Genomic DNA, 20,811 nt, shown 5'->3' with positions numbered 1-20,811 from the left:
GACTACGACGGCACCCACTCGCGCAATGACAGCTCGATCAACTACGATATGGAAGAATACGCTCGCGTGATCGTGTCGATGTTGGCCGAGTTCTGCGACGAAAACGGCATTCCGCATCCGCGCATCCTGTCCGAGTCTGGCCGAGCCATGACCGCGCACCACGCCGTGCTGCTGATGAACGTGACCGACGTCGAGCGACTGCCCGACACGGTTGCGCCGGTAGCGAACGTGGAAGAACTGTCCCGTCCGCTGCGCAAACTGATCGGTCTGGCCAGCCTCAACGACGAAGAGCTGGTCACTGAGATTTATTACCGCGCCAGCCATTACGTGTCGGAAGTGGGCGAGATGTATGCCGAGGGCCGGCTGTCGCTGAAGGAAAAGGCGCTGGCCGAAGACGTGCACGCCGCGCTGTGCCGCCGTCTGCACAATCAGCTGCAGGCCAGCCAGCGCTCGCAGCGCCAGGTGTACGATGAACTGACCGACCGCCTGGCCGACAAGTACTTCTGCAATTTTTCGGTGTTCCAGAGCCTGCCGGACACCTGGGCCATCGATCAGGTGCTGCCCATCATGCCGCTGCATCGTCTGGCTGAGAAGCCGACGCGCCGCGCCGTGCTGCAGGATCTGACCTGCGACTCCGACGGCAAGCTGAAGCAGTATGTGGACCAGCAGAGCATCGAGTCCAGCATGTCCGTGCATGAAGTGACGCAGGGCGAGGAGTATTTGATCGCCGTGTTCCTGGTGGGCGCATACCAGGAAATCCTGGGCGACATGCACAATCTGTTCGGCGATACCGACTCGGTGAACGTTTACGTCCGTCAGGGCGGCGAGCTGGAAATTTCCGGCATCGAGGAGCATGACACCATCGAAGACATGCTGCGCTATGTGCACCTGTCGCCGGAAGACCTGCTGAACCGCTACGAGGCCAAGACCCGCGAATGCGATCTGAGCGCGGAGGAGCGCAGCCAGTACTTCGCGGAATTCTGCCGAGGCCTGAAGCAGTCGTCTTATCTGGCGGTGTGAACCGCTAGCGACAACGCTGAGAAACCGGGCTGCGCGCCCGGTTTTTTTGCGTCTGAAGCCCGGCAAAGCAGCTCTTGGCCCAAGATGCTTGAGTGGGCGGCGCCGATCCATCGTTGCCGGCGGCAGACGGGGGGGCGTCGGCGCGGGAAAGGCTGGCTCGGGGGCTTCCTGAGGGGGAGTGAGATAAATCCCAGGGTACTGGCGTGATAATTACGGGATTCGCTGGGATGGGCTGGGAGATTTTGGAATGCCGCTTGCAAATGCTTTGCAGACATTGCAACTATCGCCCAGTCCCCTTCCTGGCTCAATTTTACTATTCGGCTGCTCGTCGCAGATAGTCCATGCCAGTCTTGAGCAGTGCCTTCTCAGCTTCTGGCTGCAATTTCAGACTCGGCGTGAATGGTAGATAGGGGCGAGCCGGGATGCTGACCTTTCGTCCCTTGCCGGCCTTGCCACCCAACTGGTGAATTCTGGCATAGGGAATGCCGCCCGCGCCGATCAACGCATAGTCGTCGCCGTATCTGGAATGGACCGAGGCGGCCAGCTTGCCGCTGTCTTGCAGGATTTTCATGTCAGCCAAGATGCGCTGAGAGCGTTTGGTCAGATCGCCGTTCTTCTTATAGCCCTTGGCGCGGGGGGCGCCTCATGCGGAGGCGGCGGGTCATCATCTTCCTCATCCTCTTCGTCCTCCAGTTCGCAAACCGCCCAACTGTCCGGCACGGCGGCCAGCGGCTCACCTTTCGCCGGCGCCACGATCACGGTCGTGGACGCCAACGGCAATACGGTGGGTACGGCCACGGCGGGCAGTGACGGCAGCTACACGGTCACGTATACGGCGGCCAATTTCACCGCGCCATTTGTGATTACCGCCAGCGATCCGGCGGGGCAAATCAGCACCATGGTGTCGGTGTTGGCCAGCCCGCCAGCAGCGGGCGGAAGCTCGGTGGCCAATGTGACGACGCTGACTACCGCCCAGGTGGCGCTGTTGACCAGCGACGGCAATCCCCTTGACATGGTCAAGGGCAGCTCCAGCTTCAGCGCGGCCAATCTCGGCAATATCAACGCGGCCAATCTGCTGGCGTCTTCCCTGGCCAATATCCTGCCGGCGGGGGCGAGCAGCTGCTTTGATCCCATCGGCGGCAAGTTCGCCGCGGACGGCACGGGGCTGGATGCCGCGTAAAGCAGCCTGGCAGTGAGCTGGACTGTCAATGCCCAGGCCTTTCCAGTGGAAAAGGTGTCCGTGCTCAGCGCCAGCGGCAATAACGGCGTGGATGCGGCGCTGGCGGTAACGGGCGGGCGCGGCACGAGCAGCGTGACGGTGGCGGCGCCTATGGCGGGCTCGCCGGCAGTCGTGGTGCCTTTCCTGGCGCTGGGAGCGTCGGGCAGCAGTCGCCAGGTGCAGCTGCGCACCCGGCAGCCTGATGGCCTGCGGCTATTCGATCAAACCATTTATCGAAATTGAGGGGTGGCCCGCCGCATCTTTCGAACGACGGCGGGCGTCTTGGCTCAGTCGAAGGGGCCTGCTTGGGCAGGCGCCGCTCCGGCTGGCACGAAATACAGGCTGGGGCCCTCTATGCCGGGCAGTTCCAGCATGCGGTCATAGCACAGTCCCAGCTTCTCCAGTACGCGGATCGACCCCTGATTGTGCGGGGCGGTAATGCCGACGACGAAATCGATGTTCAGCGCCTCGCGCGCATGCGCCAGGCAGGCGGCTCCGGATTCGCTGGCGTAGCCGCGTCCCCAGTGGCGCTCGAGGAAGGCGTAGCCTATGTCGGGGTGGGGCAGGCTGTCGCGCTTGACCAGTCCGCAGATGCCGACCGGTTCGCCGCCGTCGCGCAGGGCGACCAACAGCAGTCCATGGCCATGCTGCCGGTAGCTGGCTTGCGGGCCTTTTTCGATGTAGTTGCGCGCGCCAGCCAGGTCATGCACGTCTTTGTCGCCGATATTGGCTAGAAAGGCCGGCTCGTTGACCAGTTCCAGTATGAAGGCGGAGTCGTCCTCCCGCAGCGGGCGAAGCTGCAGGCGCGGTGTTGTGAATGCTAACGATTGCACGGAATGAAGCTCTGATACGGTGGGAGTTGCTACAGTGTGCCAGCAGACCCCCGCTTAGCCAATAAAAAAAGCCGCGATGCGAGTTCGCGGCTTTTGCGTGTTCCGCGCGGGATCAGCACTCGACGATATTGACCGGCACCTCGATCACATTGATCGCCAGTCCGCCGCGCGCGGTTTCCTTGTACTTGGTGCTCATGTCCATGCCGGTGTCGCGCATGGTCTTGATCACTCGGTCCAACGACACGAAGTGCTGGCCGTCGCCGCGCAACGCCATGCGCACGGCGTTGATCGCCTTGACCGATGCCATGGCGTTGCGCTCGATGCACGGCACCTGAACCAGGCCGCCCACCGGGTCGCAAGTCAGGCCCAGATTGTGCTCCATGCCGATCTCCGCCGCGTTTTCCACTTGCTCCGGCGTGCCGCCCATTACTTCGCACAGCGCGCCTGCGGCCATGGAACAGGCGGAGCCCACTTCGCCCTGGCAGCCGACTTCCGCGCCGGAGATGGAGGCGTTGAGCTTGAACAGGATGCCGATGGCGCCGGCGGTCAACAGGAAGCGGACGATGCCGTCGTCGTTGGCGCCCGGCACGAAACGGGCGTAGTAGTGCATCACCGCAGGGATGATGCCGGCCGCGCCGTTGGTGGGCGCGGTTACTACGCGGCCGCCGGCCGCGTTTTCTTCGTTGACGGCCAGCGCGTACAGGTTGACCCAGTCCATCACCGTCAGCGGATCGCGCATGGCGGCTTCCGGCGAGGCCAGCAGCTTCTTGTGCATGTCGGCGGCGCGGCGGCGCACTTTCATGCCGCCCGGCAGAATGCCTTCGCGCTCGCAGCCGCGCTTGACGCAGGCCTGCATCACGTCCCAGATGTTGAGCAGGCCGGCGCGCACTTCCTCCTCGCTGCGCCAGGACAGCTCGTTTTCCAGCATGATCTGGCTGATGCTCTTGCCGTGGCGCTGGCATAGCGCCAGCAGTTCCGCCGCGCTCTTGAACGGGTGTTTCAGCTCGGTCACGCCCGGCGGGGCGAAGCCGGCGTCGATGGCCGCCTCGTCCACCACGAAGCCGCCGCCCACCGAATAGTAGGCGCGCTTGGACAGGCTGTTCCCGGCGGCGTCGAAGGCTTCGAAGATCATGCCGTTGGGGTGGTAGGGCAGGGTTTTCTTCTTGTGCAGGATCAGGTGCTCGCCTTCGATGAAGTCGATTTCGCGCTTGCCCAGCAGCTTCAGCTTGCGCTGTTCGCGGATGGCGGCCAGCATGCCGTCCACCGCGTCGGTATCCACCAGGTCCGGCTGCTCGCCTTGCAGGCCCAGCAGCACGGCAACGTCGGTGCCGTGTCCTTTGCCGGTGGCGCCGAGGGAGCCGAACATTTCGGCGTTGACGCGGGCGGTCGAGTCCAGCAGGCCGTCTTTTTCCAGGCGGGCGATGAACTGGCGGGCGGCGCGCATCGGGCCCACGGTGTGGGAACTGGATGGGCCGATGCCGATCTTGAACAGGTCGAAAACACTGATTGCCATGGTAATGCTTCTCTGTAAGGGATTTCCGGCTGGGGCCGGATAGTTGTCGGGCGCCGCGAGGCGTCGCTTATCTTGTATAGGTATTGTAATGCTTGCCGGCGAGGAAGGTGCGTGGCCGCTGAGCGGGCCGGCAGCCGCAAGGGTAACCCAGAGTGCTGGCGAGTGCCAGCGCCCGCGGCGGCGGGCTGGCGGCTCAGGCGCGGCGCGGAACGGGCAGGATGCGCGGCGGATGGCCGCTGTGGCGCAGCAGGCGTTCGAGATCCGCCACCGGCACGCTGAGCGTGGCGGTATTGACCAGCGGATGGCACAGAATGGCGTCCGCCGCCCATAGCACCTCGTCCACCACCACGTTGACGTTTCCTTCGGCGTCGTTGACAGCCGCCAGCAGCGTGACCGATCCCGGTTCTAGTCCCAAGTGTTTTTTCAGCCGCTCCGGCGAGGCGAAACGCAGGCCTTTCGCATCCAGGCTCTCGCCCAGCGCCTTGATGTCCACGGCGGCGTCGGCCGGCACCGCCACCAGATAATGGCTGCGGCCCTTGGCGTCGCACAGGAACAGGTTCTTGGTTTCCGCGCCAGGCAGGCCGGGCGTCAGCCGCGCGGCTTCCTCGCAAGTGAAGACCGGCGGGTGTTCGAAACGCTGGTAAGCAATGCGCTGCTCATCCAGCAGGCGGTACAGGGCGTGCTCCATGCTATGGGTCTCTCGTTTCGGGATTCCATTCGAAGCTATCACGGTTGGCGCGCCCGCGTCATCCCGTCAGGCGCGCGATCAGGGCCGCCAGCGTTTGCAGCGCCGTCTCCGCGCTGCCGTCCAGCTGCGCTCTTACGATGGCGCCGTCCGCGGCCAGCGAGAGCATGGCCGCCAATTCGGCCTGATCGGCGTGTCCGGCCAGCGATTCGGCGATGGCGTCGCGCATGGCTGCCTTGTGTCGGCGCGCACTCTCCGCCACGGCCGGGTCGGCGGGCATTTCGCCAGCGCCGTTGATGAAGGCGCAGCCGCGGAAGTCTTCGCTGGCGAACCATTCCCCCAGCGCCAGCGCCAGCGCGGCGGGTCCGACAGCGGCATGGCGCGTCAGCGCTTCCCGGAACCAGGCCTGCCATAGGCCGTGGCGCTGCTCCAGATAGGCCAGGATCAATTCGTTCTTGCTGGGGAAGTAACGATAGAAAGTGACTTTGCTCACGCCGGACTCCGCGATGATGCGGTCTATGCCGGTGGCGCGTATGCCTTCCCGATAGAACAGGCGGTGGGCGGTGGCAAGGATGCGTTCGCGCGGTGGCAGCTCGGCGGCACGCTCGGGGATCAAGGTTTTCATTGCATCATTGTAGACAGACTTGTCTGCTTTGCGCTAGGCTGAATTCCATGTAGACAACTCTGTCTACTTTATTTGAAAGGAAACCATGATGGAAACCCGTCCTCCGCTGCCGCCGTTCACCCGGGAAAGCGCTATCGAGAAAATCCGCCTTGCCGAAGACGGCTGGAATAGCCGCGACCCAGCGCGCGTGGCGCAGGCATACAGCCTGGACACGCGCTGGCGCAACCGCGTTGATTTTCCTCAGGGCCGGGCCGAGGCCCAGGCCATGCTGGAGCGCAAATGGAAGCGGGAGCTGGACTACCGCTTGATCAAGGAACTTTGGGCGTTCGATGGCAATCGCATTGCCGTGCGCTTCGCTTACGAATGGCATGACGACGCCGGCCAGTGGTACCGCAGTTACGGCAACGAGAATTGGGCATTCGGCGACGATGGCTTGATGATCCATCGCCATGCCAGCATCAACGACATGCCTATCAAAGACGCTGAGCGCAAGTTCTTTTGGCCGCAGGGCCGCCGTCCCGACGACCATCCCGGCCTGTCCGATCTGGGGCTTTGAACTGATTGGCCGGAACCGCCTGCGGGCGGTTTCGCCATCAGGCGGGAATGGACAGGGAGCGGCGGGACTGATTAGTATGAATGCTTTTGGCATTTTCAGAGTCTGGAGTGTTGACCATGCTTGAAACCATACGACAGCGTTTCCGGACGCTGCAGCCGCAAGCGGATTTCTGTTCCCTGCGCTATGTGGAGGAGGATAGCGAGCGCCTGAGCGTGCGCCAGGGGCGCCAGCAGCCGCTGACGCGCAGCCGTGACCGCGGCGCCATGATCACGGTGCTGGACCAGGGCGGCTACGGCTACGCGGCCACGGCGGATCTGAGCGAGGCGGGCCTGCGCGCCGCTTTCGAGCGCGCCCGGAGCTGGGCGCGCGCCACGGCTGGCCATGGCGTGTTCGATTATCGGCAGATGCAAATGCCCAAGCCGCAGGGGCGCTATCAGGGAGCAGGCTGCGACGCGGCGCAAGAGTGGCCGCGCGCCGCGCTGCTGGACTTGTTGCTGAGCGAGTCTGCCGCCGCCAAGGGCGAGGATGGCCGCGTGGTGGATTGGTCGGCCGGACTATGGCGGCAGGATGTGCGCCAGCTCTATTTGACTTCCGACGGCGGTGAAGCCGAGCAGCATATGCGCGCGCTGACGCCATCCTTGGCGGTGACGGTGTTCGACAAGGGGCAGGTGCAGACGCGCAGCCTGGGTGGCCAGTATGGCGGCTTGGGACGGCAGGGCGGCATGGAACTGATCGCGCAGGCTGGGCTGCGCGGCGCGGGCCGCCGCGTGGCCGATGAGGCGCTGCAGCTCTTGTACGCGCCCAACTGCCCCAGCGGCAAGATGGACCTGTTGCTGATGCCGGAGCAGATGATGCTGCAAATCCACGAAAGCATAGGCCATCCGCTGGAGCTGGACCGCATCCTGGGCGATGAGCGCAACTACGCCGGCACCAGCTTCGTCACGCCAGACATGTTCGGCAGCTATCGCTACGGATCCGATCTGCTCAATGTCACATTCGATCCGCTGCGGCGCCAGGAACTGGCCAGCTATGGCTGGGACGATGACGGCAAGACGGCGGAAAAAGTCTGGTTGATCCAGGACGGCATCCTGCAGCGCCCTCTGGGCGGCGATATTTCGTCCGCGCGCGCCAGGCTGAATGGTTATGCGCTGGACAGCGTGGCCAATAGCCGCGCCTGCAACTGGAACCGCGCGCCGATAGACCGCATGGCCAATCTCAATGTGGAACCGGGAGACCAGAACTTCGAGCAATTGGTCGCCGGCATCGAGCGCGGCGTGCTGATGCAGACCAATGTCAGCTGGTCCATCGACGACTCGCGCAACAAGTTCCAGTTCGGCTGCGAATGGGGGCAGTTGATCGAGAACGGCGAACTGAAGGGCGTGGTGCGCAACCCTAATTACCGCGGCATTTCCGCCAGCTTCTGGCGTTCGCTGAAGGCGGTGGGGGACGAAAGCACGTTCAATGTGATGGGCACGCCGTTTTGCGGCAAGGGCGAGCCCAACCAGGTGGTGCGGGTGGGTCATGCCTCTCCGGCCTGCGTGTTCGGCGAAGTGGACATATTCGGAGGAGCGGCATGATGCGCGCGCATTTGCAAAAACTGGCGGCGGCGCTGAGCGGCCTGCTGCGCGAGGGAGAAGGCTATACGTTGTGGCTGGAGGCCGAGCGCAGCGATTTCATCCGTTTCAATCACGGCAAGGTGCGCCAGTCGGGCCGGGTGGAGCAGGCTTATCTGGACTTGCGGCTGATCCACGGCCAGCGCCAGGCCACTCAACAACTGTCGCTGAGCGGCGGAGATGATGACCTGGCCTTGCTGGAAGCCGCGCTGCCGGAGTTGCGCGCCGCGCTGGAGCAGGTGCAGGACGATCCCTTCCTGCTGCTGAACGAGCAGCCGCAAAACAGCGAACGCATGGCCGAGCACACACTGCCGTCGGCCGAAGCTATGGTGGAGGATATTCTTGCCGCGGCTGCGGGGCATGATCTGGTTGGCATTCTGGCTTGCGGCGAGATGAGCTTCGGCTTTGCCAATCACCTGGGGCAGTTCAACTGGCAGCAGGGCGAGAGCTGGAATTTCGACTGGAGCCTGTATTCGCACGGCGACAAGGCAGTCAAGCGCAGCCAGGCCGGCACGGCCTGGGACGAGCCGGCGCTGAAGCGAAGCATCGCCGAGGCCGCCGAACAACTGGCGCTGCTGAAGCTGCCGGTTAAAACGCTGGAGCCGGGCGAATACCGCGCCTATTTCACGCCCTCCGCCTTGGGCGGCCTGTTGAACATGCTGAACTGGGGCGGCGTGTCGGAAAAAGAAGTGCGCAGCAAGCGCAGCTCCCTGCTCAAGCTGGCCGAGGGCGAGGTCGAGCTGTCGCCGCTGCTCAGCCTGGCGGAGGCGGGAGGCGAGGGCTTGTCGCCGCTGTTCCAGAGCGAGGGCTTCATCCGGCCGGCTCGGGTGGCGTTGATCGAAGCCGGCAAGCATGGCGGCAGCCTGATCAGCCCGCGCAGCGCGCGCGAGTTCGGCCTGACGCCGAACGCCGGCAATATGGAGTTCGCCGAGTCCATGCACGTGGCGGCGGGCGAGTTGCCGCGCGACGAGGCGCTGCGGGCCTTGGGCACCGGCGTCTACCTGTCCAATCTGTGGTATCTGAACTTCTCTGACCGCGCCGCCTGCCGCATCACCGGCATGACGCGCTTCGCCTGCTTTTGGGTGGAAGACGGCAAGATCGTCGCGCCGCTGGGCGTGATGCGTTTCGATGACAGCCTGTTCAGCCTGCTGGGCGAGCAGCTGGAAGCGCTGACCGCCGAGCGCGAACTGCAGGTGGACGCCGGCAGCTACGGCGGCCGCGCCACCATGAGCAAGTTGCTGCCTGGGGCTTTGGTCAAAGGCCTGAAGTTTAGTCTGTAGTTCGCGAACCGGCCGGGGCTGCGTTGTCTCGGCCGCTTTTGCTGCAAGCTATGCGGTTTTTGCATGTTAAATGTCTTTGGCATTGGCTTGCGGCTTGCGCCATGCCCAATTCTTGCCATGATTTATCTCACGATTCTTTCCAAGCCTGATGTGGCGGGGTATGCTTTCTCTTCATTGAACATCATGTAAAATGACCGTTTGGCAAGCGCCGCCAGTCGCGCCAGCCGCCAGGCCCCGCGCCATTTATACCGAATCAAGGAATGCGTTGTGACCGATATCGCCCAACTCGAACCCAAAGCCGTCTGGGAACACTTCCAAACCCTGTGCGACATTCCGCGCCCATCCAAGCACGAAGAGCAGGTGCGCGACTATATGAAAGGCTGGGCGGAGCTGCGCGGCCTGGAAACCACCGTTGACCAGGTCGGAAATCTGATCATTCGCAAGCCGGCCACGCCGGGCTATGAAGACCGCGCCGGCGTGGTGCTGCAAGGCCATCTGGACATGGTGTGCCAGGCCAATAGCGGCACCGAGCATAACTTCTTCAAGGACCCGATCCGTCCGGTGCTGAAAGATGGCTGGCTGATCGCCGAAAATACCACCCTGGGCGCCGACAATGGCATAGGCGTGGCGCTGGGCATGGCGGTGCTGTCTGGCGACGACGTCGCCCACGGCCCGGTGGAAGTGCTGCTGACGCTGGATGAAGAGGCCGGCATGGGCGGCGCGCTGGGTCTGGAGACCGGCCTGCTGCAGGGCCAGTATCTGATCAATATCGATACCGAAGAGTGGGGCGAATTCTACATGGGCTGCGCCGGCGGCGTGGACGTGAACGTCAGCCGCGCATACGCCGTGGAGGCGGTTCCGGCCGGTTTCCAAACCGCCAGCCTGACCATCAAGGGCCTGAAGGGCGGCCACTCCGGCGCGGACATCCACCTGGGCCGCGGCAACGCCAACAAGCTGCTGATTCGCCTGATCCGCGAGCTGGAAGCCGAAACCGAGCTGCGCCTGGCCTCCCTGAAGGGCGGCACCGCGCGCAACGCGCTGTCGCGCGAAGCCTTTGCCGTAGTGGCCTATTCGGCCGCCGACGCGGCCAAGGTGGCGGCCAAACTGGATGCCTTCCAGGCGCTGATGCGCTTCGAACTGGCCGGCGTGGACGAAGGCGTGGTGGTGCTGTCCGAGGCTGCCGCCGCCGATGGCGTGCTGGCTTGCGCCGATCAAACCGCCATCCTGTCCGCGCTGCATGCCGCGCCGCACGGCGTGAAGCGCATGAGTCAGCGCGTGGCGGGCGTGGTGGAAACGTCGAATAACCTGGGCGTGGTGTCCATCGCCGAAGGCAAGGTATTCGCCAATTTGATGGTGCGCTCCCTGCTGGATTCCGGCACCTGGATGCTGGCGCGCGAAGTGGAAAGCCTGTTTAAGCTGGCTGCGTTCAAGGTGGAGATGGAAGGCGGCTACCCGGGCTGGGCGCCGAATCCGCAATCCAAGCTGCTGGCCTTGTTCAAGGATGTGTACCAGCAGGAGTTCGGCGGCGAGGCCGCGGTGCAGGTGATCCATGCCGGCCTGGAGTGCGGCATCCTGGGTTCCAAGTACCCGAATCTGGACATGGTGTCCTTCGGCCCCAACATCCGCGGCGCGCATGCGCCGGGCGAACGCGTGGAAGTGGAATCGGTAGGCAAGGCTTGGCAGCTGCTGCAGGCGGTGTTGAAGGCGATTCCGGCGCGTTGAGCGGTTTTTCCGGATGGTGAGAAACGGCCTGGCTTTGCCAGGCCGTTTTCTTATATCAGCTTCCGTTTGATCATGGCATGCTGTGGGTATTGTCAAAATGCTGGAGAAATTCGTGGGAAACGAACAATTGAGCATCCATTTGCGCATCCAGTACCTGTGCAAAGCCGTGCTGGCTATGTCGATCGGCGCGTTCGGCCTGCTGGTGGCGAGCGGAAACATCATCGATTACGACTCCAACTGGCAGTTCGTTCGCCACGTCTTGGCGATGGATGCGCTGGAGCCGTGGTTCAATGGCGCGGCCTTGCAGAGCCGCGCGGTGAGCGACCCGTCTTGGCAGCGGCTGGGCTACGGCGCCATCATCGCCGGCGAAATGGCATGCGGCCTGCTGTGTGCGGCCGGAGGCCTGCTCATGCTGAAGGCCGCAGCGGGCCGCGGCGGACTGGCTTGGGGCAAGAGCCTGTTTACGTTGGGCGCGCTGCTGGCGGTGCTGGTCTGGTATTTCGGTTTCGCGGTGATGGGCGGAGAGTATTTCGCGATGTGGGCCAGCAAGTGGAACGGCCAGATGAAGGCTTACGCCTTCGTCGGATTCATCCTGCTCAGCCTGGTTTACATCCGTCAGCGGGAAGAGGCCTGATCGCCAGCGTCCCGCGGCCCCTGGCCGGAAAAGTGCCGGCCAAATCCCACGATCACCAGCGCGCTGGTGAAGATGATCTGCAGGTCCGCCAGCAGCCGGATCGGCCAGTAGGTGGGATACATGTCGCCATAGCCCACGGTGGCCGCGGTGGCGATGGACAGGTGGAAGCAGTCCAGGAACAGCAGCGCGGCCTTGCTGTAGAAATCGGGCAGAAAACCGCCCTGGGCATCGTAAAGCGCGGTCATGCCATGGAAGGCGCGGCCGTTCACCAGTAGCAGCGCAAACAGGTAGTAGACTACGGCGAATTGCAGCACGAGGCCCAGGTACAGGCCTATCAAATCGCCCAGTTGGCGCTGCCGCGGCCTTTGCAGGATATGGTGCACGGTGCGGTAGATGGGCAGAAAGAACAGCGCCCAGGCCAGCCACTGCTCGCCTTGGCGCGGCAATAGAGCATGCAGGTCTTCCGCCCGCCACAGCCAGGTGAACAGCGCCGCGCTGAGCAGCGACAGCGCCGTCCCGGCATGCAATTGCAGCCGGGTTTCCAGGCTGGGCAGCGGCAGCGAGGCCAGCATGCTTAGACGGCCAGCCGCTCGCGGATGCTGGCTTCAATGCCGGCGGCGTCCAGGCCGCAGTTCTTCAGCAGCAAGGCGGGGTCGCCATGCTCCACATAGTCGTCCGGCAAGCCCAGCTGCAGCACGGGAACGGCCAGGCGCATGGCTTGCAGCGCTTCGATACAGGCCGAACCTGCGCCGCCCATCACCACGTTTTCCTCCACGGTGACGATCAGTTCATGGTTCTCGGCCAACTGGCGTACCAGCTCGGCGTCCAGCGGCTTGACGAAGCGCATGTCGGCCACGGAGGCGTCCAGCTGCTCGGCCGCGGCCAGGGCGGGGTGAACCATGCTGCCGAAAGCCAGGATGGCGATCTTCTTGCCCTGGCGGCGCAGCACGCCCTTGCCTATGGGCAGGGACGTCATCTGTTGCTGGATTTCCGCGCCGGGGCCGGTGCCGCGCGGGTAGCGCACCGCGCTCGGACCATCGTGGCGGAAGGCGGTGTACAGCAGTTGGCGGCACTCGTTCTCGTCAGACGGCGCGGCCACCAGCATATTGGGCACGCAGCGCAGGAAGCTCAGATCGAAGGCGCCGGCGTGAGTCGGGCCGTCAGCGCCCACCAGGCCGGCGCGGTCTATGGCGAACAGCACCGGCAGGTTTTGCAGCGCCACGTCGTGGATCAGCTGGTCATAGCCGCGTTGCAGGAAGGTGGAGTAGATCGCCAGCACCGGCTTCAGGCCGTCGCAGGCCATGCCGCCGGCGAAAGTCACCGCGTGTTGTTCCGCGATGGCTACGTCGTAGTAGCGGTCCGGATGCTCTTTCTCGAAGCGCACCATGCCGGAACCTTCGCGCATGGCGGGGGTGATGCCTACCAGGCGCTTGTCCTGCTTGGCCATGTCGCACAGCCAGTCGCCGAATACCTGGGTGTACTGCGGCTTTCCCGCGCCGCCCTTGCCGCTGGCCAGGCCGTTGGCGGGGTCGAATTTGGTGACGCCGTGGTATTTGACCGGGTCGTTCTCGGCCAGCTTGTAGCCCTGGCCCTTCTTGGTGACGATGTGCAGGAATTGCGGCCCTTTCAGGCTCTTGATGTTCTTCAGCGTGTCCACCAGCACGTCCACATCGTGGCCGTCTATCGGGCCGATGTAGTTGAAGCCAAACTCCTCAAACAGCGTGCCCGGCGTGAAGAAGCCTTTGACGTGCTCCTCCATCTTGCTGGCGATTTCCTTCAAGGGCGGGGCGATGCCCAGCACCTTGCTCGAGCCTTCGCGCATCGCGGCGTAGAAGCGGCCGGACATCAGCTTGGCCAGGTAGTTGTTCAGCGCGCCGACATTGGGCGAGATCGACATGTCATTGTCGTTCAGGATGACCAGCAGGTCGGTATCCATCGCGCCGGCATTGTTCAGAGCTTCGAAGGCTTGGCCGGCGGTCATCGCGCCGTCGCCTATGATGGCGACGCTCTTGCGTTCCACGCCCAAAGTCTTGGCTGCCACCGCCATGCCCAGCGCGGCGCCGATGGAGGTGGACGAATGGCCGACGCCGAAGGTGTCGTATTCCGATTCTTCGCGCTTGGGGAAGCCGGCCAGTCCGCCGAACTGGCGCATGGTGCCCATTTGCTGGCGACGGCCGGTCAGTATCTTGTGCGGATAGGTCTGGTGGCCCACGTCCCACACCAAGCGGTCGTGGGGGGTGTCGAACACATAATGCAGGGCGATGGTCAGCTCTATGCTGCCCAGATTGGACGCGAAGTGGCCGCCGGTCTTGCTGACCGTTTCCACCAGGAATTCGCGCAGTTCGCGCGCCAGCTGCGGCAGCTGGTTGCGTTGCAACAACCGCAGGTCGGCAGGGCTGTTGATGGTTTCAAGCAGAGAGTACATTGTTCTGGTTCTGCGGGTGGGCTCGCCGGGCGGTGGGCCGCCCTGTTTTTTACGAGCGGTTCAAAACGAGCGGGCGACGATGTAGTCGGCCAGTTGTTTCAGGCGCTGCGCGCGCGGGCCGAAGCCATCCAGCGCGGCGAAGGCCTGGTCGTGCAAATCTTTCGCCATGCGCTTGGCCTCGGAAAGGCCCAGCAGGCTGACGTAGGTGGGTTTGTCGTGGGCGGCGTCCTTGCCGGCGGTCTTGCCCAGCGTAGCCGTGTCCGCCTCGCAGTCCAGGATATCGTCCACCACCTGGAAGGCCAGGCCGACGCGCTTGGCGAAGACGTCCAGCGAATCCTTTTCCTCCGCGCTCAGTTCGCGGCCGGCCATGGCGCCCATCATCACCGCCGCGCGGATCAGCGCGCCGGTTTTCAGCATATGCATGAACTCCAGCTCCGGCAGCGTCAGCGGCTGGCCGACGCTGGCCAGGTCTATCGCCTGGCCGCCCGCCATGCCAGCATGGCCGGAGGCGTGGGCCAGCGTGCGCACCATCTCCAGCTGGCTGGCCGGCGCGATGCCGGGCAGCGGCTGGGCAATCAGCTCGAAGGCGCGGGTTTGCAGCGCGTCGCCCACCAAGAGCGCGGTGGCTTCATCATAGGCCACGTGACAGGTGGGTTTGCCGCGGCGCAGCACGTCGTCGTCCATGCAGGGCATGTCGTCATGCACCAGCGAGTAGGCGTGGATCATTTCCAGCGCCGCGCCGACGCGGGCCAGATTGTCCTGTTCCGCGTCCACCAGTTCGCCGGCGGCGAAAACCAGCAGCGGGCGGACGCGCTTGCCGCCTTCCAGCGTGGCGTAGCGCATGGCTTCATGCAATTTTTGCGGCGCGCAATCGGCGGAGGGCAGCAGCTTCTCCAGCGCGCTCTCCATGTATTGCTGGATGGCGGTCATCCAACCGATGAAGGTTTCATTGGCCATTGGGCAGATCCAGCGCCTTCAGTTCGTTGTTTTCCAGGATCTTCAACTGCTGTTCCGCGTCGGCGAGTTTGCCCTGGCAGAACTTGATCAATTCGGTGCCTTGCTTATAGGAGGCGAGGGCGCTCTCCAGCGGCATGTCTCCGCTGTCCATCGCCTGGATGATGTCCTCCAGCTGGGCCAGCGCGCTCTCGAAACTGGCCGGGGCTTTGGCGGCTTTTGCCATGGCGGTTTTCCTCGTGCGTGTCAGGCCGCCATTCTAGTCCAATTCCATGTCGAAACGACAGTATCGTCAGCCAATGTTTACCAGACAGGACATTCCGGCGGCGCGGCGATTGGTGTAGGGTGGGCGGTCGTTCATAGACCAGAGGTCCGCCATGACGGCCCAGACGCGCACCATTTTGATTACCGGCTGCTCCAGCGGCATCGGCTACCACACGGCTATCTGGTTTCAAAGCCGCGGCTGGCGGGTATTCGCCACTTGCCGCCGGGCTGAGGATGTGGAGCGCTTGCGCGCGGAGGGCTTGGACAGCCTGCGGCTGGACGTGGACGATGCGGCGTCCATCCGCGCCGCGCTGGACGAGGTGCTTGCGCAAACCGGCGGCACGCTGGATGCGCTGTTCAATAATGCCGGCTTCGGCCAGCCCGGCGCGGTGGAGGACATTTCGCGCCAGGCCATGCGCGAACAGTTCGAAACCAATCTGTTCGGGCCGTGGGAGTTGACCAATGCGGTCATGCGGGTGATGCGCGCGCAGGGGCACGGCCGCATAGTGTTCAATAGTTCCATCCTTGGCTTTGCCGCCATGCGTTGGCGCGGCGCCTACAACGCCAGCAAGTTCGCCATGGAGGGCCTGTGCGACACCTTGCGCCACGAACTGCACGGCACGGACATTCATGTGTCTCTGGTGGAACCGGGGCCGATAGAAAGCCGCTTTCGCCCGAACGCGCTGCAAAAATTCCTGAAGAACGTCGATATCGATGGCAGCGCGCATCGCGACAATTATCAGAAGCAGCTGGAGCGGCTGCGGAAAGAAGGCCACGCCGCGCAGTTCACCCTGCCCGCCAGCGCGGTGGCGGAGGCGGTGTGGCGGGCCGCCACCAGCCGCCGGCCGCGCGCGCGTTATCGCGTGACTTTCCCCACCAAGTTGTATGGCTTGCTCAAGCGTGTTTTGCCGCAGCGCTTGTTTGATAAGGCATGCCGCGCCGCAACATGATGGCCTTGCCGCAGCTTTGCAAATTAGCTGATGCCGTTTTGATATTTTCTTGTTGATCCGCGTAGCCGAATGGCCTTACATTCATTCCCGCTCGTCATGTCTCATGACGTGCGGGCGAGAACAAGGGAGGGCCCACGCAGGCCTTTCGCTACGAAGGAGAACAGAACAAGATGAAGCACCTCAAATGGCTGCCCATGCTGGCTATGGGCGCCGCGCTCATGCCTTTTGCGCATGCGGCCGATCCCGCCAAAGTGCTGAGGCTGGCGATCAACGCGCCGGAAACCGGTTTCGACCCGGCCAAGGTTAATGATGTTTACTCTCTGGGTGTGATCGAGAACATCAATGAGCCCTTGCTGGTCTACGGCTATCTCGAAAATTCGTTGAAGCTGAGACCCAATACCATCAGCGAAATGCCAACCTTTTCAGAGGATGGCAAAGTCATTACTTTTCATATCAAGCCTGGGATTTATTTCGCCGACGATCCGGTTTTTAAGGGCAAAAGGCGCGAGTTGACGGCGTTGGACTACGCTTATTCCTTCAAGCGTTTTGCCGACCCGGTGGTGAATTCGCCCAACGCGTCCACTTTCACCGACTTCATCGTCGGCATGGACGAAGCCAGCGCGCGTGCCAGCAAATCGGGCCATTTCAATTACGACGCGTCCATCGCAGGCATCCAGACGCCAGACCGCTACACGCTGAAGCTGACGTTGAAGAAGCCTGGCTACGTTTTCCTGTACAGCTTGGGCTCGCCCATCGCTGGCGCCGTGGCGCGCGAAGTGATGGAGGGCTACAGCAAAGATACCTTGTCGCATCCGGTGGGTAGCGGCCCATTTCGGCTGTCTGAGTGGAAGCCTGGCAATCGGATTGTGCTGACAGCTAATCCGTCCTATCGCAAAGTGGTATTCAATGAGCACCCGGCTGATCCGAAGGATGCGGCGCTGGCGGCTCAGCTCAATGGCAAGACCCTGCCTATGGTCGGCCGTATCGACATCAAGGTTATCGAGGAAGAGCAGCCTCGTTGGCTGTCCTTTCTGAACAAACAACTGGACGTGACGGGTGTGCCGAAGTCGGCTATGAAAACCGCCTTGCGCGTCAATCCCGCCAATCCGGACGACACCACACTGAACCCCAAGCTGGCCAAGCGTGGCATCAATCTAAGCCATAGCACCGCGTTGAATATCACCTATGCCTATTTCAATCTGAAAGACCCGGTTGTGGGCGGCTACAGCAAGGAAAAGATCGCTCTGCGCCGCGCCATCGCCATGGCCTATCCCTTGAAGCAGGAAGTCTTGCCGCTGCTGTATGGCAATCAGGCAGCTCCGGTGCAGGGCATTGTCCCTGCGGGCATGTTTGGTTTCAATCCCAAGCTGGACCTGCGAGTTCCTTACGACCCAGCCACGGCTAATGCCTTATTGGACGAGTTCGGCTACAAGATCGGTCCCGACGGCTACCGTACCTTACCTGATGGAAAATCACTGGAGATTGTCCAGTCGACGCAAGGCGGCGGTTTTGACAAGCAGATGAACCAAATCTGGCAGAAGACCTTCGACCGCCTGCACATCCGAATCAAGTTCAAGGTGGCCAAGTGGAATGAGAACGCGAAGGCAGCCTATGCCTACAAGCTGCAGATGTGGTCTTTGGGCGGCTTTGCCGCCACGCCGGATGGCGACGATTTCGTGCAGAGTTTCTCGTCCAAGCTGATAGGTCAGGGGAATAAAGCTGGTTTCGACGTGTCCGAATACGACCGCGCCTATGACCAGTCGCAGCTGTTGCCTGATGGGCCGGAGCGCCAGGCCTTGTTCGACAAGATGAACAAGCTGGTCGCCGCATACCAGCCCTACATCCTGGGCGTGTCCATGTACACCAACTCCATGTCCCAAGGCTATGTCCTGGGCTATAAGCCGCATCCAATCAATTCGGTAGGCGGTTTCTGGCGCTACGTGGACATCGCGGCGCATTAAACGTCTGAGCAAAGGGAAAACATGTTTGCATATATCGTTCGCCGTCTCTGGCAAATGATCCCGACTATGCTCGGCGTCATGCTGCTGGTGTTCGTGCTGTTCAACTGGGTGGGCGGCGATCCCACCTATATTCTGGAAGGCAAGCGGCTGACGCCGGAAATGCTGGCCAATATCCGAGTGCAATTGGGGCTGGACAAGAGCCTGCCGGAGCAATTCCTGCTGTTCATCAAGCAGGTGCTGACTTATGACTTCGGCAACTCCTGGGCCACTCAGCATGCGGTCACGCATACCCTGGCCACCCGCGTCGGCCCATCGGTGATGCTGGCTGGCAGCCTGCTGGTGCTGGAGCTGGTCACTGCTTTGCCCATCGCGGTGGCGGTGGCTTATTACCGCGGCACCCTGACTGACCGTTTGGTGACATTGATCTGCACCGTAGCCATGTCGGTCAGCTCCTTGGTCTACATCATCGTTGGCCAATACCAGCTTGGTTTCGCATTGGACTGGTTCCCGGTGATGGGCTGGGATGACGACAGCCTGCTGGCCAATCTGTTCATCTATCTGCCTTTGCCGCTGCTGCTTGGCCTGCTGGTGTCGTTGGCGCCCAGCGTGCGCTTTTACCGCAGCTTCGTGGTGGAAGAACTGAACCACGACTACGTGCGCACCGCGCGCGCCAAGGGTTTGTCTGAGTCTCGCGTGCTGTTCAAGCATGTGCTGCGCAATGCGCTGATCCCAGTGGTGACCAACATCACCATGTCGCTGCCCTTCCTGATGCTGGGCTCCATGCTGCTGGAGCGCTTCTTCGGCATTCCCGGCATGGGCAACGAGCTGCTGAACGCGGTGGACAAGAGCGACTTTCCGGTGATCAAGGCCATCACCATCACCATCGCCGCCGCGGCCATGGTGTTCAACCTGCTGGCGGACATCCTCTACAAATGGATTGACCCGCGCGTGCAGTTGAAGTGAGCGGGGGAGAACAACAATGACGACATTGCAGAATACCGCCGGCGCCGCGCCGGCAAGCGCCGCGTCCCGCAGCCTGTGGGCGCTGGGCTGGCAAAGACTGAAGCGCGACCGCGTCGGCTTCGTCTCGTTGTGGATCGTGCTCGGCTTCATGCTGCTGGCCGTCGGCGGCTGGCTGGGCGTGATCGGCAAGGGCTGGAACGACGAGATCGCCGCATCCTATGCGCCGCCTACTTTCATCTATCAGAAGCAGCAGGCCGCGGCGGCGGCGCATCCGCATGAGTCGGCAGCGCCTGTAGTCGCCACCGAGGGGCTGTCGCCTTCGGAGGATCCGATCTGGGCGGAAACGCAGAAAGCGCGCCAGAACCGCGGCCAGTATGTGGTGCCGGAAGTGAAGAAGGCCGAGTCCTTGACCTTCGGCGCGGACCAGCGCGGCCGCGACATCCTGGACAAGGTGATCAAGGGCACCTCCACCTCGATGTTCGTCGGCGTGGCCGGCGCCTTGCTGTCCATCCTGATCGGCACCGTGCTCGGCGGCATGGCGGGTTTTCTCGGCCGCAAGACTGACGACTTCCTGATGTGGTTCTACAGCGTGTTCACGGCCATGCCGGACATGCTGCTGCTGCTGGCCTTCGCCGCGGTGGCCGGCCGCGGTCTGGGCACTGTCATCCTGGTGTTGTCGCTGACCAGCTGGACCGGCACGTTCCGCCTGGTGCGCGCCGAGTTCATCAAGCTGCGCTCGCGCGAGTTCGTGCAGGCTGCCGACGCCATCGGCGCCAGCAGCGCGCGCCGCATGTTCGTGCACATCCTGCCCAATATCACCCACCTCTTGTTAGTGCAGTTCTCGCTGCTGATGGTGGGCCTGATCAAGTATGAGGTGATCCTGTCCTTCCTCGGCTTTGGCGTGGATGTGCGCCAGGTCAGCTGGGGCTCCATGCTGTCCGAAGTGCCGGAAGAGCTGATGCAGGGATATTGGTGGCAACTGGCCGTGGTGGTGGTGTTCATGTCGCTGCTGGTCACCGCCTTCAGCATGCTGACCGACGCCCTGCGCGACGCGCTGGACCCGCGCGCGGCGGCGAAGTGAGCGGGATGAGGAGAAACAGAAATGAGCGATAACAAGATCCTGCTGTCGGTGCGCGATCTGCGCGTGCGTTTCCGCCAGGAAGACGGCGGCCGCTTCGAGGCCTTGAAGGGCGTCAGCTTCGACATTCCGGCCCACCGCACGGTGGCGCTGGTGGGCGAGTCCGGCTCCGGCAAGTCGGTCACGTCCATGGCCATCATGCAATTGCTGCCGCCGCAAACCAGCGAGATCGACCCGGCGTCCGAGCTGCGCTTCGCCGGGCGCGACTTGCTCAAGCTGAGCGCGTCCGAACTGCGCCGGCTGCGCGGCAAGGACATCGCGATGATCTTCCAGGAGCCGATGAGCTCCTTGAACCCGGTGTTCACCGTCGGCGAGCAGATCGTGGAGACGCTGACGCTGCACGCGAAGCTGTCGCGCTCGGCGGCGTGGAAGCGCGCGGTGGAGCTGCTGCGCGAGGTGGGCCTGCCGGAACCGGAGAAGCGGATCAAGAGCTATCCGCATGAGCTGTCCGGCGGC

Annotated in this window: 21 protein-coding genes and 1 pseudogene; 13 read left to right on the top strand and 9 right to left on the bottom strand. The window is 63.1% G+C overall.

Annotation, left to right across the window (positions count from 1 at the left end; all coding sequences use genetic code 11):
- The coding region (gene speA / locus C2I19_RS22555) for a biosynthetic arginine decarboxylase (protein ID WP_233201244.1) at positions 1-1,020 on the top strand (1,020 nt) is incomplete at its 5' end.
- Between the two features lie 313 nt (positions 1,021-1,333).
- Here speA and C2I19_RS16865 read toward each other — a convergent pair.
- Positions 1,334-1,645: pseudogene (locus tag C2I19_RS16865) on the bottom strand (phage virion morphogenesis protein); the annotation flags it as partial.
- Here C2I19_RS16865 and C2I19_RS16860 point away from each other — a divergent pair.
- Both C2I19_RS16860 and C2I19_RS16855 read left to right on the top strand, forming a co-directional pair.
- Positions 1,547-2,200 carry an Ig-like domain-containing protein gene (locus C2I19_RS16860; RefSeq protein WP_233201242.1) on the top strand — a complete coding sequence of 218 codons (654 nt, stop codon included), beginning with the start codon at positions 1,547-1,549 and terminating at the stop codon, positions 2,198-2,200. The pseudogene C2I19_RS16865 and the gene C2I19_RS16860 overlap by 99 nt on opposite strands.
- A gap of 12 nt (positions 2,201-2,212) precedes the next feature.
- On the top strand, positions 2,213-2,482 hold the full coding sequence (locus tag C2I19_RS16855) for a hypothetical protein (protein ID WP_103903821.1): 270 nt from the start codon (positions 2,213-2,215) through the stop codon (positions 2,480-2,482).
- A 44-nt stretch (positions 2,483-2,526) separates the two neighbouring features.
- Here the strand turns inward: C2I19_RS16855 and C2I19_RS16850 are convergent, their stop codons facing one another.
- The 4 genes from C2I19_RS16850 to C2I19_RS16835 form a co-directional block, all read right to left on the bottom strand.
- Positions 2,527-3,072 (bottom strand): GNAT family N-acetyltransferase, encoded by a 546-nt coding sequence (locus C2I19_RS16850; RefSeq protein WP_103903820.1) that lies wholly within the window; start codon positions 3,070-3,072, stop codon positions 2,527-2,529.
- Positions 3,073-3,184: 112 nt separating this feature from the next.
- Positions 3,185-4,585 carry an L-serine ammonia-lyase gene (locus C2I19_RS16845; protein WP_103903819.1) on the bottom strand — a complete coding sequence of 467 codons (1,401 nt, stop codon included), beginning with the start codon at positions 4,583-4,585 and terminating at the stop codon, positions 3,185-3,187.
- Positions 4,586-4,778: 193 nt separating this feature from the next.
- On the bottom strand, positions 4,779-5,273 hold the full coding sequence (locus C2I19_RS16840) for a prolyl-tRNA synthetase associated domain-containing protein (protein ID WP_103903818.1): 495 nt from the start codon (positions 5,271-5,273) through the stop codon (positions 4,779-4,781).
- A gap of 58 nt (positions 5,274-5,331) precedes the next feature.
- Positions 5,332-5,895, bottom strand: coding sequence for a TetR/AcrR family transcriptional regulator (locus C2I19_RS16835; protein ID WP_103903817.1), 564 nt, complete (start codon positions 5,893-5,895; stop codon positions 5,332-5,334).
- Positions 5,896-5,983: 88 nt separating this feature from the next.
- Here C2I19_RS16835 and C2I19_RS16830 point away from each other — a divergent pair, with 88 nt between their 5' ends.
- The 5 genes from C2I19_RS16830 (at position 5,984) to C2I19_RS16810 (ending at position 11,700) form a co-directional block, all read left to right on the top strand.
- Entirely contained in the window at positions 5,984-6,451 is a 468-nt protein-coding gene (locus C2I19_RS16830) for a nuclear transport factor 2 family protein (protein ID WP_103903816.1), read from the top strand.
- Positions 6,452-6,567: 116 nt separating this feature from the next.
- Positions 6,568-8,028 (top strand): TldD/PmbA family protein, encoded by a 1,461-nt coding sequence (locus C2I19_RS16825; RefSeq protein WP_103903815.1) that lies wholly within the window; start codon positions 6,568-6,570, stop codon positions 8,026-8,028.
- Complete coding sequence (locus C2I19_RS16820) at positions 8,025-9,344, top strand: TldD/PmbA family protein (protein WP_103903814.1); 1,320 nt, start codon at positions 8,025-8,027, stop codon at positions 9,342-9,344. Before C2I19_RS16825 ends, C2I19_RS16820 begins: the two co-directional genes overlap by 4 nt.
- A gap of 267 nt (positions 9,345-9,611) precedes the next feature.
- On the top strand, positions 9,612-11,066 hold the full coding sequence (locus tag C2I19_RS16815) for an aminoacyl-histidine dipeptidase (protein ID WP_103903813.1): 1,455 nt from the start codon (positions 9,612-9,614) through the stop codon (positions 11,064-11,066).
- Positions 11,067-11,178: 112 nt separating this feature from the next.
- Positions 11,179-11,700: a DUF2165 family protein gene (locus tag C2I19_RS16810; RefSeq protein WP_233201241.1), complete on the top strand. Its 522-nt coding sequence runs from the start codon at positions 11,179-11,181 to the stop codon at positions 11,698-11,700.
- On the opposite strand, the gene C2I19_RS16805 is transcribed toward C2I19_RS16810, so the two are convergent.
- From C2I19_RS16805 to C2I19_RS16790, 4 genes are read right to left on the bottom strand one after another with little or no spacing between them, the layout of a single operon-like run.
- Positions 11,682-12,272 (bottom strand): ion channel, encoded by a 591-nt coding sequence (locus tag C2I19_RS16805; RefSeq protein WP_103903811.1) that lies wholly within the window; start codon positions 12,270-12,272, stop codon positions 11,682-11,684. The genes C2I19_RS16810 and C2I19_RS16805 overlap by 19 nt on opposite strands.
- A gap of 2 nt (positions 12,273-12,274) precedes the next feature.
- Positions 12,275-14,125: a 1-deoxy-D-xylulose-5-phosphate synthase gene (gene dxs / locus C2I19_RS16800; RefSeq protein ID WP_103903810.1), complete on the bottom strand. Its 1,851-nt coding sequence runs from the start codon at positions 14,123-14,125 to the stop codon at positions 12,275-12,277.
- A gap of 60 nt (positions 14,126-14,185) precedes the next feature.
- A complete protein-coding gene (locus C2I19_RS16795) occupies positions 14,186-15,082 on the bottom strand; it encodes a polyprenyl synthetase family protein (protein WP_103903809.1) in 897 nt (298 codons plus the stop codon).
- On the bottom strand, positions 15,072-15,305 hold the full coding sequence (locus tag C2I19_RS16790) for an exodeoxyribonuclease VII small subunit (RefSeq protein ID WP_103903808.1): 234 nt from the start codon (positions 15,303-15,305) through the stop codon (positions 15,072-15,074). The genes C2I19_RS16795 and C2I19_RS16790 overlap by 11 nt, the downstream gene beginning before the upstream one ends.
- Before the next feature lie 151 nt (positions 15,306-15,456).
- Between C2I19_RS16790 and C2I19_RS16785 the strand changes: the two genes are divergently transcribed.
- The 5 genes from C2I19_RS16785 to C2I19_RS16765 form a co-directional block, all read left to right on the top strand.
- Complete coding sequence (locus C2I19_RS16785) at positions 15,457-16,293, top strand: SDR family oxidoreductase (RefSeq protein WP_103903807.1); 837 nt, start codon at positions 15,457-15,459, stop codon at positions 16,291-16,293.
- 170 nt (positions 16,294-16,463) lie between these two features.
- Entirely contained in the window at positions 16,464-18,254 is a 1,791-nt protein-coding gene (locus C2I19_RS16780) for an ABC transporter substrate-binding protein (protein WP_103903806.1), read from the top strand.
- Between the two features lie 21 nt (positions 18,255-18,275).
- A complete protein-coding gene (locus C2I19_RS16775) occupies positions 18,276-19,217 on the top strand; it encodes an ABC transporter permease (protein WP_103903805.1) in 942 nt (313 codons plus the stop codon).
- A gap of 16 nt (positions 19,218-19,233) precedes the next feature.
- Positions 19,234-20,298 (top strand): ABC transporter permease, encoded by a 1,065-nt coding sequence (locus C2I19_RS16770; protein ID WP_103903804.1) that lies wholly within the window; start codon positions 19,234-19,236, stop codon positions 20,296-20,298.
- Positions 20,299-20,319: 21 nt separating this feature from the next.
- Positions 20,320-20,811: ATP-binding cassette domain-containing protein (locus C2I19_RS16765; RefSeq protein ID WP_146056850.1), on the top strand; the 492-nt coding region annotated here is incomplete at its 3' end.

It is taken from the genome of Chromobacterium alticapitis, assembly GCF_002924365.1.
Taxonomy (GTDB): Bacteria; Pseudomonadota; Gammaproteobacteria; order Burkholderiales; family Chromobacteriaceae; genus Chromobacterium; species Chromobacterium alticapitis.
This window is presented reverse-complemented; position numbering and strand designations above follow the sequence as displayed.